Below are 17,704 nucleotides of genomic sequence, written 5' to 3' on the forward strand. Positions count from 1 at the left end.
TTTTTTGTTTCTATTTTTAGTCAGCATCAAAATTTATTTTTTTTATCACTTTTTATTGGTGCAAACTCAATTATTATAGATTTTTATTTTTTATAAAAAAATAAATTAAATAGGCTAGGAAATTCAGCCTTTTTGCGTTAAAATAGTCTTTATGACATTAACACAAGAATTTGATACGATTGCGGCGATTTCGACACCGCTTGGTGAAGGAGCAATTGCCATTGTTCGTTTATCAGGGACAGATGCCCTAAAAATTGCTCAATCTGTCTATAAAGGAAAAAATTTAACTCAAGTTGCTAGCCATACGATTAATTATGGCCATATTTTTGAAGAAGAACGTCTCGTTGACGAAGTCATGGTTTCAGTCATGCGTGCGCCTAAAACATTTACACGCGAGGATATTGTTGAAATAAATACGCATGGTGGAATTGCAGTCACACAAGAAATTTTGCAATTACTTTTACGTAATGGCGCAAGACTCGCTGAACCTGGCGAATTTACCAAACGTGCCTTTTTAAATGGACGAATTGACTTGGCTCAGGCTGAATCTGTCATGGATTTAATTCGAGCTAAAACTGACAAAGCTGCCAACATTGCCGTAAAACAACTTGACGGAAGTCTTTCAAAAATGATTAATAACATTCGTCAAGAGATTCTCGAAAGTTTGGCACAAGTCGAGGTCAATATTGACTATCCAGAGTATGATGATGTGGAAACAATGACTTCACAAATGCTCCTTGAAAAAACGGCTCATTTTGAACAGCTTTTGGAAAATCTTTTATCAACAGCTAAACGCGGAAAAATTTTAAGAGAAGGTTTAAAAACGGCGATTATTGGTCGGCCAAACGTTGGAAAATCAAGTTTACTTAATCAATTGCTTCGTGAAGAAAAAGCCATTGTCACTGATATTGCTGGAACAACGCGCGATGTCATTACTGAATTTGCCAATATTGGCGGTGTTCCTCTTGAACTAGTGGATACTGCTGGTATTCGTGAAACAGATGATTTAGTTGAAGCGATTGGGGTTGAACGTTCTAAAAAAGCTTTGGCTGAAGCTGATTTAGTTTTACTCGTTTTAGATGCCTCAAATGAATTGACTGACAAAGATTTAGAGCTCTTAGAACTGTCTAAAAATTCAAATCGCATTGTTCTACTCAACAAAACCGACCTGCCAGAAAAAATTGATAGCACTCAAATTTCTGGTGATTATATCCGAATTTCAGCTCTTAAAAATGAAAACTTAAATGCTGTTGAAGAAAAAATCAATCAAATTTTCTTTGCCGGTGAAATTGAAGCCAAAGATGCAACGGTATTATCTAATGCCCGCCACATTTCAATTGTTGAAGAAGCTTTGAAGGCTCTTAAAGAAGCAAACTCTGGGCTTGCTCTGGGCTTACCTGTTGATTTAATTCAAGTGGATGTCACACGTTGTTGGCAATTACTCGGAGAAATCACAGGGGAAGCTGCCCCAGATGAATTGATTACACAACTTTTTTCACAATTTTGTTTGGGAAAATAAAAAAGAGTTCAAATGAACTCTTTTTTTTACTGACAGAAATTGGTCAATCATCAAATCATCCCTTTAATTTCTGTCAGAGATTTTCTAACAAACTGGTCAGTCATTCCACCGAAATAAGTTCCTTGAAAGTTTCGACCGTTAATCACGATTAATTTTTTATCGACGCGATAAGCTCGAACGTATTTGGCAGCTTTTCCTATTTCTTCTTTATCAAATATTTCTTCGATTTCAGTTCCAGCATTTTTAAGTAAAATTTTTAAATTACTTACTGACAGACTTGTCAGTAAAATATCTGGTTCTAAAAGTTGCAAAAGTTGCGGAAATTTCATCTTGAATTGTTCTTGTTGGCTCTTAGCTAAACCTGGCCAAACTGGATGTGTCGCAATTGGGGTAAACAAATCAATATGTAAGGCTCGATTAATTTGATTTTCAGATTCTTTATAAGCTGAATCAAAAACAGGTAAAAATTTTGCTAACTGATTGAACCAAGGACTAGGATTGTATTCAAAATACCGATTGAGATTTGACTTGTAAGTTTCCAAATTTACTGACGAAAATTCTGTCAGTAATTTTTCATAACGTTGATTTTCACCAAATTCTGCATAAGAAGCATTTTTACTGACCGTCAGTATTTTTAAGTCTGATTTTTCATATTTGGCTAAGTCACCAAACCACAAAAGTGGCATACTATTTGGAATCAAAACTTCTGACAGCTCAGCTTTATTTTTTAAGTCGATAAAATCTGTCCACGTTTCTAAAATCAAGTGGTCTAATTTTTCATTATTCATTTTACTCATCAATCAAAGCCCCCGTCAACACTAACTTGAGCAATCAAATCAGGAAACTCATCTGCATTTTTAAAAATTTCAACTGCTTCTTTTCTAGCCACTTCTAAAATATTATAATCATTGACTAAATCAGCCGCAATAAATTCTGGAAGTCCTGACTGACGAAGTCCAAAAATCTCTCCAGAACCACGCATTTTTAAATCTTCTTCGGCTAAAATAAAACCATTTTGTGTTTCTGTCATAATTTTCATCCGTTGTTTTCCTGAATCGGACTTAGGATTTGCTACTAAAATGGCATAAGATTTTTTTGTTCCCCGACCAACACGACCACGCAATTGGTGAAGCTGCGAAAGTCCAAAGCGGTCAGCATCCATAATCACCATAATGGTAGCATTAGGAACATCAACTCCCACTTCAATCACTGTTGTTGAAACCAAAATATCTAATTTTTTAGCCTTAAATTCTTGCATGATTTGGTCTTTTTCATCATTTTTCATTTTTCCATGTAAAAGACCAATTTTGGCAAATAATCCAAAGTATTCATTTAATTCCGCAAAAAGAGCTTCTGCGTTTTTCAGGTCCAACGTTTCACTTTCCTCAATTAAAGGTGAAATAAAATAAACCTGTGAATCTTTAGCAACCTCTGCTTTTATCCAACTTAAAACTTCGGAAAATTGTTCATGTTTGACCCACCTTGTAGTAATGGGTTGACGTCCCTTGGGTAGTTCATCAATAATTGAAACATCCATATCCCCAAAAGCCGTAATCGCAAGCGTTCTTGGAATGGGTGTAGCTGTCATCATTAGAACATCTGGATTTTGCCCTTTTTCTCGTAAAATTTTTCGCTGATTAACTCCGAAACGGTGTTGTTCATCTGTAATCACAAGACCCAAATTATAAAAATCGACCCCTTCTTGAATCAGCGCATGAGTTCCAACTACCATATGTGTATGACCACTAACTAAATCAGCCAAAATCTCGCGGCGCTCTGCCACTTTCAAACCCGAAACCAAAAGTGAAATTTGCAATTCTGGAAAAAGAGCTTTCAAGTTTGCAAAATGCTGACGGGCAAGGATTTCTGTTGGTACCATAATTGCTGCTTGAAAATTCGCCAAACAAGCCGCGTACATGGCAAGGGAAGCAACAACTGTTTTACCAGAACCCACATCACCTTGCAAAAGTCGATTCATGTGATAAGGAGATTTCATATCCGTCAGAATCTCTGACAAAGCGCTTAATTGAGCACCTGTCAGTTCAAAAGGTAATTCAGAAATCTTCCGATCAATTTCTCCTTGCTCAAAAACAACTTCTAATCCTGCTCGGCCCGATTTTTCTTTATTTTTTAAGGCCTGTAATTTCAACTGAAACATGAATAATTCTTCAAATTTTACACGACGTAAAGCCTGCTTATGAGCTTCCATATCTTCAGGAAAATGCATAGCCAAAACGGCTTCTTGCCGGTTCATCAGACGATATTTTTTAATCAAAAATTCTGGTAAGTTCTCAGGTAATTCTGATAGAAGATCTGATTCAAAAACCTGATGAATTACTTTGACCAATTGACTTTGTTTCATACCCGCTGTCAAATGATAAACAGGTTCTAAGCCATCGTCCACCTGAGCCACAACCTTCATCCCCATCAGTTGTTGCTTTGCCTGCTCCCATTTTCCGTAAACTGCAATTTCCTTACCAACTTCCACTTTGTCAGCCAAATAAGGTTGATTAAAAAAGCTGACAGCAACCACGGCCTCACCTTCTTTAATTTTAAATGAAAGTCGATTACGTTTAAATCCGTAATACTGGACATTAGCTGGTGTCACTACCGTTCCAATAATTGTTGCTTTTTCTCCGTCAACAAGTTCAAAAACCGAACGACTTGCGAAATCTTCATAACGAAAAGGGAAATAAAGCAATAAATCTTGAACCGTGAAAATTCCTAACTTATGGAAATTTTCCACAGATTTCGGTCCCACACCTTTTAAAAATTGCACTGAATCTGTTAATTTCATACTTTTATTATACCAATATATAAGGTTAAATGCTTCAAAAATCAAATATAATTTGCTGACAGAGAATTTATCAGCAAAATTTACTGACAGAAAGCTCTGTCAGTAAAAAAATAATCAGAAATTACTCTGATTACTTTTTATGCTTTCTTAACAACTGAACCCTTCAAAGCAATTGCTCCAAAGCCCGGAATTTTTGAATCAATAAAATGTTCATTTTTCCCTTCTGGATTAATGCGAATGTTTTTCACTTTTGTTCCCTGCTTAATTGGTTTTGGCATTCCCTTAACTGGCAAATCTTGTACAATAACAAGGTCATCCCCAGTTTCTAACTCATTTCCTAAACTATCAAGGACAATAAATTTTCCAGCTGCCTCAATTTCCTCAAGAGTAAATTCATTTCCACATTCAGAACAGCCAAAGCTCGTATCTGATAATTCATAAGTATATTCACTTGAACAATGAATACATTTTGGTGTTTCCATCTTCTCTCCTTTATTAAATCAAAAAAAACCAGCCCGAAGACTGGTTTTTATACCGTTAAAATCGGAAAATTATTTAGCGATTTTAGCGAAGTATGCAAGTGTACGAACAAGGTTTGAAGTGTATGACATTTCGTTATCGTACCAAGATACAGTTTTAACAAGTTGAGCTCCATCAGCTGAAGTAACTTCAGTTTGAGTAGCATCAAAGAGTGAAGAGTTTGAGATACCAACGATATCAGATGAAACGATTTGGTCTTCGTTGTAACCAAATGATTCATTTGAAGCAGCTTTCATAGCTGCGTTGATTTCGTCAACTGTAACTTCTTTGTTAAGGATAGTAACAAGTTCAGTCAATGAACCAGTTGGAACTGGTACACGTTGAGCATGTCCTTGAAGTTTACCTTGAAGTTCTGGCAATACAAGACCGATAGCTTTAGCAGCACCTGTTGAGTTAGGTACGATGTTTTCAGCTGCAGCACGTGCGCGACGGAAGTCTCCACCGCGGTGTGGGCCATCAAGAGTCATTTGGTCACCAGTGTAACCGTGAACTGTAGTCATTGTACCAACTTTGATACCGAATTGTTTGTTCAAAGTATCAGCCATTGGAGCAAGACAGTTAGTTGTACATGAACCAGCTGAAATTACTGTTTCAGTTCCATCAAGTACTTCGTGGTTAGTGTTGAAAACGATTGTTTTAACATCAGATCCACCAGGTGCAGTGATAACAACTTTTTTAGCACCGTTAGCGTGCAAGTGTTGTTCAGCTTTTTCTTTAGTTGCGAAGAAACCAGTTGCTTCAAGAACGATTTCTGCACCAACTTCAGCCCAGTTGATGTTAGCTGGGTTAGATTCAGCAGTAACTTTAACGAATTTACCGTTAACTTCAAAACCACCATCTTTAACTTCAACTTTACCATCAAAACGACCTTGAGTTGTATCGTATTTAAGCAAGTGAGCAAGCATTGCTGGATCTGTCAAGTCGTTGATTGCAACAACTTCAACACCTTCAACATTTTGAATACGACGGAAAGCAAGACGACCGATACGACCGAAACCGTTAATACCAACTTTAACTACCATTAGTAGTTTCCTCCTTATAGGGATTAGATTTTATAAAAGGCTTACCTTTTAAATTGACTAAGTTAACAATTTAACTTACTCTTTTATTTTAACACTTTTTTTAAAATTTGCAAACATAAACTCCCTTAGAAAGCGCTCTACAAAAGCAAAAGAAGTCCACTTTTCTTGAAAGCGTTTAACATTAAAAAAGCTCGCACTTTTAAGAATAGTTTCTTCTTCCACCTCTATAAAAAAGCAATAAAAAAAATTTACTGATGAAACGCTCAGCAAATTTATGATTTATTTCTTACCAAATAAACGCCCAAAAAAGCCCTTATTGTCAGTAGTTTTTAGCTGTTCTTGCAAATCCGTAAAAAATTGTTTTTGGTCTGTCAAAGCTTTTTCCATTAACTCTTGCTGTTTTTTAATCTGTACATCTTTTTCAGCAATTTGAGCATCTTTTACGTTTAATTGTTGATCTTTGGAGATAAGTTGACTGTTTAAACGTTCAATCTCAGCGTTTTTATCTTTCATCAAAGCGCTAATCATTTCGTAAGCTGCGGATGTTGCATCATCTGTCTTAAGCGCAACCTCAGAACCTTTGTCAGCATTTTCTTCCAGAACCTCTGCCTTGGCAGTCACCACTTTTCCGTATAGTCCCTCAAGTTCATGAATTCCCTCGGCATTAACGACTGTTACATTCTTCTCATTTTTTTCAACAAATTTAGTATCTAGCGACTTAACACGTTTATTCATCGCTTGGCGAGTCACTCCAAAAAGCTCTGCCAATTCACTTACTGTTTTAGTTTTCATATCATCCATAATACCATATTTTCGGCTAATTATACAGACTTTTGTAAAAATTTTATTTGCATATCGTTCTAGGAATTATTAAAAATATATTATAATTATATTATAGTGTAAATTTCCAAAAGAAAGGACTAAAAATATGAAATATAAAACAGAATCCATTGATAATATAAAAAAATTCTATGATATTAATAGTAAAACTGGTCTCAGTCCAACTCAAGTCACAAATTCACGAATAAAATACGGTCATAATAACTTTGAAGAACAAAGTGGCCCAAATATTTTTCAAAAACTTCTTCATCACCTCTTAGAAGTCATGAATATCATTCTTATTTTAGTTGGTGTTCTCTCAGCCTATTTGGCTTATATCAGTAACGGAAACTACACTAAAACAATTGTTGTTTTACTTATCGTTGCCATCAACGTTTTCGTTTCAATCTTCCAAGAAAACAGGGCGGAAAATGCACTCGCTGCACTCAAAGAGCTTTCCTCACCAACTTCAACTGTTCTTCGTTCTGGAAAACGCCAAACTATTCCTTCAAGTGAATTAGTCTGCGGTGACCTCATTGAGCTGACAGCCGGCGTACAAGTTGGAGCTGATATTCGCTTACTCACAAGTAATAGCCTGCAAGTTGATGAATCTTCACTGACAGGTGAATCAGAACCCATTGACAAGAATGCTGACCTTGATATTACTGACGAAGTTACTCTTGGAGATCAACTGAACATGGTTTTCTCAGGAACAAATATCCTTAACGGAACAGCCGAAGGAATCGTTGTCGCAGTTGGTTCCGAATCACAAATGGGACAAATTGCTACACTTATTGGCGAACAAATAAAAGGAAAAACTCCTCTTCAAAAAAGAATCGATAAACTTGCCAAACGCTTAGCAATCATTGCCTTTGCCGCTGGAATCTTAATCTTTGTCATTAACCTTTTGTATGGAAACGTTCCTTTTGTTGATAATTTAATGACCGCCGTTGTTTTAGGAGTAGCTGCCGTTCCAGAAACACTTCCAGTTATTGTTACCCTCAGTCTGATTTACGGTGTAGAAAATATGGCTCAGAAAAAAGCCATTATCCGAAATGTCCCTGCCGTTGAAACCCTTGGAAACGCAACAGTCATCGCTTCTGACAAAACCGGAACACTCACACAAAATCAGATGACCATTCAAAAACTTTGGCTATCTGGACAAGATAGTTGGTCAGGAGGTCAATTATCAAGCTCTGAAGTTTCCTTAATACAAAATTTTGCTTATGCCTCAAACGCCAGTGCACAACTCATTGACGGTGATTGGGAAATCCATGGTGACCCAACCGAAGCAGCAATCATTCGCTTCTTAATTACTCATGACCTCTATGAACCCGAAAAAAATCCAAAACGACTTGCCGAACTCCCTTTTGATAGTTCACGCAAAAAAATGACCGTTGTCATTCCACATCCGCAAGATAATGAAAAATATCTTGTACTGACCAAGGGCGCTTTTGATAGACTTGCACCAAGCAGTCAACATCAAGCGCAGCATCCACAGCTCCTTTCTTCAAATAACGAGGAGACTTCCACTCACTTATCAAATGATTTATTGAGTCAAGCCCAAAAAATACATGATATTTTTGCTGACCAAGCCCTACGTGTTCTTGCTCTTTCTTACAAAATCATCGATAAAGTCCCAGAAGATTTAACTGAATTAGAAAATAATCTTACCTTTCTTGGAATCGTGGGAATGATTGACCCTCCACGCTTAGAATCAAAAGCCGCTGTTCAAGAAGCAAGGGCTGCCGGTATTAAACCAATCATGATTACAGGGGACCACGCGCTTACAGCAAAAGCAATCGCTCAACAAATTGACATCTATCGTGACGGAGATAAAGTTATTGACGGCTTAACGCTCAAATCAATGACAGATGATGAACTTAGCCAAACGATTGAACAAATTTCGGTCTATGCCCGAGTAAGTCCTGAAGACAAACTTCGTATTGTAAAAATCTGGCAAGAAAAAGAACAAATCGTCGCCATGACAGGAGATGGGGTCAATGACGCACCCAGCTTAAGAGCAGCCGATGTCGGAACTGCAATGGGAATAGCTGGAACAGAAGTTGCAAAATCCGCTTCTGATATCATTCTTGCTGACGACAATTTTGCGACCATCGTCGCTGCCATTCGCGAAGGACGTCGCGTTTACACCAATATCAAAAAAACAATTTATTACCTTCTCTCAGCAAACGTAGCTGAAATTCTAACAATGCTCATTGGAGCAATTGTCGGTTGGGGAATGCCTTTTACAGGAATTCAACTCCTTTACATCAATGTCCTTGCTGATGGAATTCCCGGATTTGGACTTTCACGTGAAAAAGCCGACAGTCATATCATGGAACAGCCACCTGTTGGAGTCAAAGAAAGTATCTTCTCAAGAGGAGTCAGCTGGCGTATCGCCATTTGTTCCACTGCATTCATCATTACTGCTCTAGTTGGTTTTTATCTTGGTAGGTTTATTGAAATCGCTGGATTGACACCCAATCATCAACTAGGACAAACAATGGCCTTTGTGATATTAACCCTTGCTTCTACAATAAATATCTATAATGCTAGAAGTAATGAATCTCTCTTCACAAGAGGAATTACCACTAATAAAATGATTTTTGGTACCACCTTATTATCACTAGGAATAACCGTTCTCTTTACAAATGTTCCAATTTTGATGAACATCCTAGAAGTTGCTCCTTTATCAATGACACACTGGCTGATAGCTATCATCTTAGCTTTAATCCCAACCCTTGTCATTGAAATTACAAAAGTGATTCTTAATAAACAAGGGAAAAAATTTATTGGCTAAAAAAAAGGCTCAAAATAACTTGAGCCTTTTTATCTGTCCACTTATTCATGGAATTCTACAACCATCTTCACCACTTCATCATAAGACTCTTGACAGCCATTTTTTACCCAATTTCCTAAAACATAAAATAAACCAGCAGCCATAAAATCGTTCCAAAATTTTTGCTTTGTCCCTAGATAATCAGCCCAAGTCGTTGTTTCATTATAAAAAATAGTCATCTTTTGAGCAAATACCTGAAAAATCAGCGAATAATAATTCCCCTTGACAGCTTTTTCTATTTCTTCTTCTTGTTCAACAAATAGTCCCACCAACTTCTCACTTAAAATAAGTGAGTTAATACTTTCTAGCTCCAAAAGTTCTTTGAGAAATTTATCATAGATTAGCTCAAAATACTCTAATACGACTTCTTCCCTATTTTTGAAGTGCCGATAGAAAGTCATCCGACTCACCCCGGCTTTTTTGCAAACTTCTGTCAATGGCAATTCATTGATTGTATATTTCTCTAAACACAACATCATTCCTTCAATAATAAAGTCATGAAAATCTTGATATTGCTCTTTTCGCTTCATTTCTGTTACACTTTCATTTTGTTGTCACTTTTAAAGACAAACCGTCCAAAGTTAATTGTAAAAGTTCTTTTTTGCTGTTACACTTGTATCACATAAATATTATAACACAAAGGAAAATTTTATTATGTCAAATCAAGAACCAATAGCAAACTACAAATTTAATTATAAAACAACAGCAAATAAAGTTATGAAAAATATTAATCTTTCAGGAAAAACAATCATCATCACTGGTGGGTATTCTGGTATTGGTTTAGAGATGACCAAACAACTTTCACGTGCTGGAGCAAAAATTATTATCCCCGCCCGAAGAATGGAGGTAGCCAAGAAAAATTTATCTAAAATAAAAAATATTGACATTCTTCCCCTTGACCTCACCAATCCAGAAAGTATTCATCAATTTGCCGAAAGTTATTTGCAAAATAATTCAAAACTAGATATTCTTATTAATTCCGCTGGATTAATGTACCTTCCTTTAAAAAGAGATTCTCGAGAAATAGAATATCACTTTGCCACAAACCATCTAGGCCACTATCAATTAACAATGGAACTTTTACCCGCTTTAAAAAATGCAAAAATCTCAAGAGTTATAAATTTATCCAGTCGTGCTCAACAAATGACACCATTACTAGAAGATTGGAATTTTGAAAAAATAGAAAACTATAATCCCCAAATAGGCTACCAACAATCTAAAACTGCCAACGTTTTATTTTCAATAAAACTAGATGAACTAGGAAAAAAATATGGAATTAGAAGTTTTGCCGTCCACCCTGGTATGATTCCAATGACAAATATTGGTCGTCAAAATTCACCTATTACCCCTTGGCTCCGCTACCTAGTCGACTATTTTAAATTAATTCATATCCCCGTATTTTTTAATGCACTTAAATCCGGCTTTGACCGAAGTAAATATCGCTATTTAAAAACAATAGCTCAAGGTGCCGCAACACCTCTTTGGGCCTCAACAAGCCCTGATTTAGAAGGTAAGGGTGGGCTTTATTGTGAAGACCTTAATATTGCCAGACTTATGACATCAGAAGAAGCTAATAATTTTTCTGGAGGCTTACGTCCGCATGCAGTAGACCACAATGACGCAGATAGACTTTGGCAGATTTCAAAAAATATAACAGGTCTGGATTTTGAATAAAACCTTACTATAAAATAAAACTGACCTATTATAAATAGGTCAGTTTATCTATTTTTTCATTAGATGAAACTTATTATACATACTACGTTTGATTAAATAATGGCATTTATATTAAAAATACACAAACTTCTTTGACATGTTATTGATCAAGTGCTAATATTATGCTATATATTCAAAATAGTTTGAATATATCGTTTTTTATAATTAAGGAGAACTATGAAAAATTTTATAAACAAACCAAATAATATTAAAAGATGGATCTTATTACTATATTCTATCCTTTCACTAATTATTACCATCACTTATATTATTTTTAACCACACATTTTTTAAAGTAGATTGGCAAAGGTATGATATAGATGGGACTTACCGAGGAAAGGTGGATGAGATACTAAAACATGGTGTCTTCTGGATAAATGGGAATTTAACAGCAATCAACTCTACACTACTGATTTTACTTCTAGCTGTAGGGACGATTCTTTCACTATTAATTTTCTATTTAGCTTGGCATAATCTAGCAACTAGAACATGGACCCCAATTCTGTGCTTAGCAGGATTTTTGATTCCTCTAATCGTTCATGGCGACGGAAATATTCTCAAATCCTTGATTATTGGCTATATTTTTATCATTGCTGGAGCAAGCTTCTCAGTTCAGGCTTTACGCTTCTCCTGATTTCAAAAACTTATTTAATATAATAAAAAACTACCGAATTCAATAGTTTTCAGTAGTTTTTATTAACTATAAAATAATCTAATTAATTATATAAAAAAAGCTAACAATAGGCATGTTAGCTTTTATGTTATGCCGAAGGCCGGGGTCGAACCGGCACTCCCGTGAAGGAACCAGATTTTGAGTCTGGCGCGTCTGCCTATTCCGCCACTTCGGCGAAACATAACAACTGGGGTAGCTGGATTCGAACCAACGCATGAGGGAGTCAAAGTCCCTTGCCTTACCGCTTGGCTATACCCCATTAAAAGGCGGATGACGAGGATCGAACTCGCGAGTGCCGGCGCCACAAGCCGGTGTGTTAACCACTTCACCACATCCGCCATAATGAAACACGGGCAGCAGGAATTGAACCCACACTAAAGGTTTTGGAGACCTTTGTACTACCTTTATACGATGCCCGTTTTCTATGGAAGGGGAGGGATTCGAACCCCCGAACCCGAAGGAGCGGATTTACAGTCCGCCGCGTTTAGCCTCTTCGCTACCCTTCCAAACTCTTTATTCACTTAATGGCTGAAACAACCAATGGGAGTTAACGGGATCGAACCGCTGACCCTCTGCTTGTAAGGCAGATGCTCTCCCAGCTGAGCTAAACTCCCAAAACTTGGCCACTCGCCTATCTCCCAGGGGGCAACCCCCAAGTACTTCCGCCGTAGATGGACTTAACTTCTGTGTTCGACATGGGAACAGGTGTATCTCCATCGCAATGATGACCAAATCATTAAATGTTACCTTGAACATTCAAAACTAAATAACAATTCTTCTAACGCTTAACCTTAAGCTTTTTATATTTGACTCTTTTGGTAAAGTCCTCGAGCGATTAGTACTGGTCCGCTCCAAGTCTCGCAACTCTTCCACTTCCAGCCTATCTACCAGATCATCTCTCTGGGCTCTTAATTCTTACGAATGGGTAATCTCATCTTGAGGTGGGCTTCGCACTTAGATGCTTTCAGCGCTTATCCCTTCCCTACATAGCTATCCAGCCGTGCTCCTGGCGGAACAACTGGTACACCAGCGGTAAGTCCATCCCGGTCCTCTCGTACTAAGGACAGATCCTCTCAAATTACCTACGCCCGCGACGGATAGGGACCGAACTGTCTCACGACGTTCTGAACCCAGCTCGCGTGCCGCTTTAATGGGCGAACAGCCCAACCCTTGGGACCGACTACAGCCCCAGGATGCGACGAGCCGACATCGAGGTGCCAAACCTCCCCGTCGATGTGAACTCTTGGGGGAGATAAGCCTGTTATCCCCAGGGTAGCTTTTATCCGTTGAGCGATGGCCCTTCCATGCGGTACCACCGGATCACTAAGTCCTAGTTTCCTACCTGCTCGAGTTGTAGCTCTCGCAGTCAAGCTGGCTTTTACCTTTACACTCTACGATTGATTTCCAACCAATCTGAGCCAACCTTTGAGCGCCTCCGTTACTCTTTAGGAGGCGACCGCCCCAGTCAAACTGTCCGTCAGACACTGTCTCCCTGGCCGATTATGCCAGCGGGTTAGAGTAACCATAAGTCAAGGGTAGTATCCCAACAACGCCTCAATAGAAACTAGCGTCCCTATTTCAATGGCTCCTACCTATCCTGTACATGACTTACAGGTACTCAATATCAAACTACAGTAAAGCTCCATGGGGTCTTTCCGTCCTGTCGCGGGTAACCTGCATCTTCACAGGTACTAAAATTTCACCGAGTCTCTCGTTGAGACAGTGCCCAAATCATTACGCCTTTCGTGCGGGTCGGAACTTACCCGACAAGGAATTTCGCTACCTTAGGACCGTTATAGTTACGGCCGCCGTTTACTGGGGCTTCAATTCATACCTTCGACTTACGTCTAAGCACTCCTCTTAACCTTCCAGCACCGGGCAGGCGTCACCCCCTATACATCACCTTGCGGTTTAGCAGAGAGCTGTGTTTTTGATAAACAGTTGCTTGGGCCTATTCACTGCGGCTGGCTTTTACACCAGCACCCCTTCTCCCGAAGTTACGGGGCTATTTTGCCGAGTTCCTTAACGAGAGTTCTCTCGATCACCTGAGGCTACTCGCCTCGACTACCTGTGTCGGTTTGCGGTACGGGTAGATATGACTTTACGCTAGAAGCTTTTCTTGGCAGTGTGACATCAGAGAGTTCGCAACCGTAGTTGCTTCCCCATCACAGCTCAATGTTAAAGAGAAATGCATTTGACACATCTCACACCTCACTGCTTAGACCAGAATCCATTAACTGGCATCTCTTAGCCTACTGCGTCCCTCCATCACGATCATATCTAGTACTGGAATATCAACCAGTTGTCCATCGACTACGCCTTTCGGCCTCGCCTTAGGTCCCGACTAACCCAGGGCGGACGAGCCTTCCCCTGGAAACCTTAGTCTTACGGTGGATAAGATTCTCACTTATCTTGCGCTACTCATACCGGCATTCTCACTTCTTAACGCTCCAGCACTCCTCACGGTATACCTTCATCGCGGTTAAGAACGCTCTCCTACCATTGATAAAATATCAATCCAAAGCTTCGGTAATATGTTTAGCCCCGGTACATTTTCGGCGCAGGGTCACTCGACTAGTGAGCTATTACGCACTCTTTGAATGATAGCTGCTTCTGAGCTAACATCCTAGTTGTCTGTGCAACCCCACATCCTTTTCCACTTAACATATATTTTGGGACCTTAGCTGTTGGTCTGGGCTGTTTCCCTTTCGACTACGGATCTTAGCACTCGCAGTCTGACTGCCGAACATGTGTATTAGCATTCGGAGTTTATCTGAGATTGGTAATCCTAGACGGACCCCTCACCCAAACAGTGCTCTACCTCCAATACACTTACATTTCGACGCTAGCCCTAAAGCTATTTCGGAGAGAACCAGCTATCTCCCAGTTCGTTTGGAATTTCTCCGCTATCCACAAGTCATCCAAACACTTTTCAACGTGTCCTGGTTCGGGCCTCCAGTGCGTCTTACCACACCTTCACCCTGCTCATGGATAGGTCACTAGGTTTCGGGTCTACATCATGATACTAAGTCGCCCTATTCAGACTCGGTTTCCCTACGGCTCCGTCTCTTCAACTTAACCTCGCATCATAACGTAACTCGCCGGTTCATTCTACAAAAGGCACGCTCTCACCCATTAACGGGCTCGAACTTCTTGTAGGCACACGGTTTCAGGTGCTATTTCACTCCCCTCTCGGGGTTCTTTTCACCTTTCCCTCACGGTACTGGTTCACTATCGGTCACTAAGGAGTATTTAGGGTTGGGAGATGGTCCTCCCGGATTCAAACTGGATTTCGCGTGTCCAGCCCTACTCAGGATACTGCTAGGTATAAGCGCTATTTCGTCTACGGGATTATTACCCTCTTTGATTAACCTTCCCAGGTTATTCGACTATAATGCTTAAGTCCACGTTGCAGTCCTACAACCCCAAGAAGCAAGCTTCTTGGTTTGCCCTTCTTCGCGTTCGCTCGCCGCTACTTACGAAATCGTTTTTACTTTCTCTTCCTGCAGGTACTTAGATGTTTCAGTTCTCTGCGTTACCTTTACATGAGCTATGTATTCACTCATGAATAACTGCTAGTAGCAGCTGGGTTTCCCCATTCGGAGACCTAGGGATCAATGCGTACTTACTGCTCCCCCTAGAATATCGTCGTTAGTCACGTCCTTCATCGGCTCTTAGTGCCAAGGCATCCACCGTGCGCCCTTATTAACTTTGCCATGATGATTTATAATCATCGTTTTTCAAGTATAAGTTTGTAAATTCTTTAAAATTCACAGCTTTTGGTTTATTTATCGTTATTAGATATTGTTATTTAGTTTTCAATGTTCAAGTGATTTTAACGTCTTGTCTGACAATGGAGCCTAGCGGGATCGAACCGCTGACCTCCTGCGTGCAAAGCAGGCGCTCTCCCAGCTGAGCTAAGGCCCCACAATCAAGAAGTTGATTCTTGCTTAGGTTTATCACTAAACCCCTCAAAACTGAATAAAGTTGAATGCTCACGTCTTTGTATATATTCCTTAGAAAGGAGGTGATCCAGCCGCACCTTCCGATACGGCTACCTTGTTACGACTTCACCCCAGTCATCGGTCTTACCTTAGGAAGCGCCCTCCTTGCGGTTAGGCAACCTACTTCGGGTACTCCCAACTCCCGTGGTGTGACGGGCGGTGTGTACAAGGCCCGGGAACGTATTCACCGCGGCGTGCTGATCCGCGATTACTAGCGATTCCGACTTCATGTAGGCGAGTTGCAGCCTACAATCCGAACTGAGAATGGTTTTAAGAGATTAGCTAAACATCACTGTCTCGCGACTCGTTGTACCATCCATTGTAGCACGTGTGTAGCCCAGGTCATAAGGGGCATGATGATTTGACGTCATCCCCACCTTCCTCCGGTTTATCACCGGCAGTCTCGTTAGAGTGCCCAACTTAATGATGGCAACTAACAATAGGGGTTGCGCTCGTTGCGGGACTTAACCCAACATCTCACGACACGAGCTGACGACAACCATGCACCACCTGTATCCCGTGTCCCGAAGGAACTTCCTATCTCTAGGAATAGCACGAGTATGTCAAGACCTGGTAAGGTTCTTCGCGTTGCTTCGAATTAAACCACATGCTCCACCGCTTGTGCGGGCCCCCGTCAATTCCTTTGAGTTTCAACCTTGCGGTCGTACTCCCCAGGCGGAGTGCTTATTGCGTTAGCTGCGATACAGAGAACTTATAGCTCCCTACATCTAGCACTCATCGTTTACGGCGTGGACTACCAGGGTATCTAATCCTGTTTGCTCCCCACGCTTTCGAGCCTCAGTGTCAGTTACAGGCCAGAGAGCCGCTTTCGCCACCGGTGTTCCTCCATATATCTACGCATTTCACCGCTACACATGGAATTCCACTCTCCTCTCCTGCACTCAAGTCTACCAGTTTCCAATGCATACAATGGTTGAGCCACTGCCTTTTACACCAGACTTAATAAACCACCTGCGCTCGCTTTACGCCCAATAAATCCGGACAACGCTCGGGACCTACGTATTACCGCGGCTGCTGGCACGTAGTTAGCCGTCCCTTTCTGGGTAGTTACCGTCACTTGATGAGCTTTCCACTCTCACCAACGTTCTTCTCTACCAACAGAGTTTTACGATCCGAAAACCTTCTTCACTCACGCGGCGTTGCTCGGTCAGACTTTCGTCCATTGCCGAAGATTCCCTACTGCTGCCTCCCGTAGGAGTTTGGGCCGTGTCTCAGTCCCAATGTGGCCGATCACCCTCTCAGGTCGGCTATGTATCATCGCCTTGGTGAGCCTTTACCTCACCAACTAGCTAATACAACGCGGGATCATCTTTGAGTGATGCAATTGCATCTTTCAAACTTAAAACTTGTGTTTAAAGTTTTTATGCGGTATTAGCATTCGTTTCCAAATGTTGTCCCCCGCTCAAAGGCAGATTCCCCACGCGTTACTCACCCGTTCGCTGCTCATCCAGTTGGTACAAGTACCAACCTTCAGCGCTCAACTTGCATGTATTAGGCACGCCGCCAGCGTTCGTCCTGAGCCAGGATCAAACTCTCAAATAAAGTATTTAAGTCACCGAAGTGACTGGCTTGTCTTTCATTATTGATTGACAGATTTTTGATGTATCTTACTACATCACATGAGTCATTCTTCTTTATTCAGTTTTCAATGGTCTAGCTTATCGCTTCAAGACCCTCGTCTCTTGCGACAACTATTATATTCTATCAAACCTACCTAATCTTGTCAAGAATTAACTGTGGCTTTTACGACTTTTT

General features: G+C 40.1%; 10 protein-coding genes, 7 tRNA genes and 3 rRNA genes. 4 read left to right on the forward strand and 16 right to left on the reverse strand.

What is annotated here, in order from left to right; translation table 11 throughout:
* The first annotated feature begins 151 nt into the window (after nucleotides 1-151).
* Nucleotides 152-1,519 carry a tRNA uridine-5-carboxymethylaminomethyl(34) synthesis GTPase MnmE gene (gene mnmE / locus LDP15_RS07465; RefSeq protein ID WP_015427235.1) on the forward strand — a complete coding sequence of 456 codons (1,368 nt, stop codon included), beginning with the start codon at nucleotides 152-154 and terminating at the stop codon, nucleotides 1,517-1,519.
* Between the two features lie 50 nt (nucleotides 1,520-1,569).
* On the opposite strand, the gene LDP15_RS07470 is transcribed toward mnmE, so the two are convergent.
* The 5 genes from LDP15_RS07470 to LDP15_RS07490 form a co-directional block, all read right to left on the reverse strand.
* Nucleotides 1,570-2,316: a hypothetical protein gene (locus LDP15_RS07470; RefSeq protein WP_015427236.1), complete on the reverse strand. Its 747-nt coding sequence runs from the start codon at nucleotides 2,314-2,316 to the stop codon at nucleotides 1,570-1,572.
* Nucleotides 2,316-4,316 carry an ATP-dependent DNA helicase RecG gene (gene recG, locus LDP15_RS07475; protein WP_015427237.1) on the reverse strand — a complete coding sequence of 667 codons (2,001 nt, stop codon included), beginning with the start codon at nucleotides 4,314-4,316 and terminating at the stop codon, nucleotides 2,316-2,318. Before recG ends, LDP15_RS07470 begins: the two co-directional genes overlap by 1 nt.
* A 137-nt stretch (nucleotides 4,317-4,453) precedes the next feature.
* Nucleotides 4,454-4,798: a zinc ribbon domain-containing protein YjdM gene (locus LDP15_RS07480; protein ID WP_010906411.1), complete on the reverse strand. Its 345-nt coding sequence runs from the start codon at nucleotides 4,796-4,798 to the stop codon at nucleotides 4,454-4,456.
* Nucleotides 4,799-4,867: 69 nt separating this feature from the next.
* Nucleotides 4,868-5,878: a type I glyceraldehyde-3-phosphate dehydrogenase gene (gene gap, locus LDP15_RS07485; RefSeq protein ID WP_003131244.1), complete on the reverse strand. Its 1,011-nt coding sequence runs from the start codon at nucleotides 5,876-5,878 to the stop codon at nucleotides 4,868-4,870.
* Between the two features lie 279 nt (nucleotides 5,879-6,157).
* Nucleotides 6,158-6,679, reverse strand: a complete 522-nt coding sequence (locus tag LDP15_RS07490; RefSeq protein WP_003131246.1) for a DUF536 domain-containing protein — start codon at nucleotides 6,677-6,679, stop codon at nucleotides 6,158-6,160.
* Between the two features lie 127 nt (nucleotides 6,680-6,806).
* Between LDP15_RS07490 and LDP15_RS07495 the strand changes: the two genes are divergently transcribed.
* On the forward strand, nucleotides 6,807-9,500 hold the full coding sequence (locus LDP15_RS07495) for a cation-translocating P-type ATPase (RefSeq protein ID WP_015427238.1): 2,694 nt from the start codon (nucleotides 6,807-6,809) through the stop codon (nucleotides 9,498-9,500).
* A 41-nt stretch (nucleotides 9,501-9,541) separates the two neighbouring features.
* On the opposite strand, the gene LDP15_RS07500 is transcribed toward LDP15_RS07495, so the two are convergent.
* Nucleotides 9,542-10,069: a TetR/AcrR family transcriptional regulator gene (locus LDP15_RS07500; RefSeq protein ID WP_015427239.1), complete on the reverse strand. Its 528-nt coding sequence runs from the start codon at nucleotides 10,067-10,069 to the stop codon at nucleotides 9,542-9,544.
* Between the two features lie 124 nt (nucleotides 10,070-10,193).
* Between LDP15_RS07500 and LDP15_RS07505 the strand changes: the two genes are divergently transcribed.
* Both LDP15_RS07505 and LDP15_RS07510 read left to right on the forward strand, forming a co-directional pair.
* Nucleotides 10,194-11,213, forward strand: coding sequence for an SDR family NAD(P)-dependent oxidoreductase (locus tag LDP15_RS07505; protein WP_225513536.1), 1,020 nt, complete (start codon nucleotides 10,194-10,196; stop codon nucleotides 11,211-11,213).
* 378 nt (nucleotides 11,214-11,591) lie between these two features.
* Nucleotides 11,592-11,885: a hypothetical protein gene (locus LDP15_RS07510; RefSeq protein ID WP_003131256.1), complete on the forward strand. Its 294-nt coding sequence runs from the start codon at nucleotides 11,592-11,594 to the stop codon at nucleotides 11,883-11,885.
* A 130-nt stretch (nucleotides 11,886-12,015) separates the two neighbouring features.
* Here the strand turns inward: LDP15_RS07510 and LDP15_RS07515 are convergent.
* The 10 genes from LDP15_RS07515 to LDP15_RS07560 form a co-directional block, all read right to left on the reverse strand.
* A tRNA-Leu gene (locus LDP15_RS07515) sits at nucleotides 12,016-12,099 on the reverse strand.
* A 12-nt stretch (nucleotides 12,100-12,111) separates the two neighbouring features.
* A tRNA-Gln gene (locus LDP15_RS07520) sits at nucleotides 12,112-12,183 on the reverse strand.
* Between the two features lie 6 nt (nucleotides 12,184-12,189).
* A tRNA-His gene (locus LDP15_RS07525) sits at nucleotides 12,190-12,262 on the reverse strand.
* A gap of 10 nt (nucleotides 12,263-12,272) precedes the next feature.
* A tRNA-Trp gene (locus LDP15_RS07530) sits at nucleotides 12,273-12,343 on the reverse strand.
* 6 nt (nucleotides 12,344-12,349) lie between these two features.
* Nucleotides 12,350-12,430, reverse strand: a tRNA-Tyr gene (locus LDP15_RS07535).
* A 35-nt stretch (nucleotides 12,431-12,465) separates the two neighbouring features.
* Nucleotides 12,466-12,538 (reverse strand) — tRNA-Val (locus LDP15_RS07540).
* 3 nt (nucleotides 12,539-12,541) lie between these two features.
* Nucleotides 12,542-12,657, reverse strand: a 5S ribosomal RNA gene (gene rrf, locus LDP15_RS07545).
* Nucleotides 12,658-12,739: 82 nt separating this feature from the next.
* Nucleotides 12,740-15,640: ribosomal RNA gene (locus LDP15_RS07550) — 23S ribosomal RNA — on the reverse strand.
* 138 nt (nucleotides 15,641-15,778) lie between these two features.
* A tRNA-Ala gene (locus LDP15_RS07555) sits at nucleotides 15,779-15,851 on the reverse strand.
* A 93-nt stretch (nucleotides 15,852-15,944) separates the two neighbouring features.
* Nucleotides 15,945-17,491, reverse strand: a 16S ribosomal RNA gene (locus LDP15_RS07560).
* The 16S, 23S and 5S rRNA genes sit together here with 7 tRNA genes alongside, the layout of an rRNA operon.
* Nucleotides 17,492-17,704 lie beyond the last annotated feature (213 nt).

The sequence above is a fragment of the Lactococcus sp. SK2-659 genome (genome assembly GCF_020218185.2).
GTDB lineage: Bacteria > Bacillota > Bacilli > Lactobacillales > Streptococcaceae > Lactococcus > Lactococcus lactis.

Bases quoted from the DNA above. Each gene is read 5' to 3' on its own strand.
- mnmE (WP_015427235.1), top strand. From the start codon at position 152: ATGACATTAACACAAGAATTTGATACGATTGCGGCGATTTCGACACCG.
- LDP15_RS07470 (WP_015427236.1), bottom strand. From the start codon at position 2,316: ATGAGTAAAATGAATAATGAAAAATTAGACCACTTGATTTTAGAAACG.
- recG (WP_015427237.1), bottom strand. From the start codon at position 4,316: ATGAAATTAACAGATTCAGTGCAATTTTTAAAAGGTGTGGGACCGAAA.
- LDP15_RS07480 (WP_010906411.1), bottom strand. From the start codon at position 4,798: ATGGAAACACCAAAATGTATTCATTGTTCAAGTGAATATACTTATGAA.
- gap (WP_003131244.1), bottom strand. From the start codon at position 5,878: ATGGTAGTTAAAGTTGGTATTAACGGTTTCGGTCGTATCGGTCGTCTT.
- LDP15_RS07490 (WP_003131246.1), bottom strand. From the start codon at position 6,679: ATGGATGATATGAAAACTAAAACAGTAAGTGAATTGGCAGAGCTTTTT.
- LDP15_RS07495 (WP_015427238.1), top strand. From the start codon at position 6,807: ATGAAATATAAAACAGAATCCATTGATAATATAAAAAAATTCTATGAT.
- LDP15_RS07500 (WP_015427239.1), bottom strand. From the start codon at position 10,069: ATGAAGCGAAAAGAGCAATATCAAGATTTTCATGACTTTATTATTGAA.
- LDP15_RS07505 (WP_225513536.1), top strand. From the start codon at position 10,194: ATGTCAAATCAAGAACCAATAGCAAACTACAAATTTAATTATAAAACA.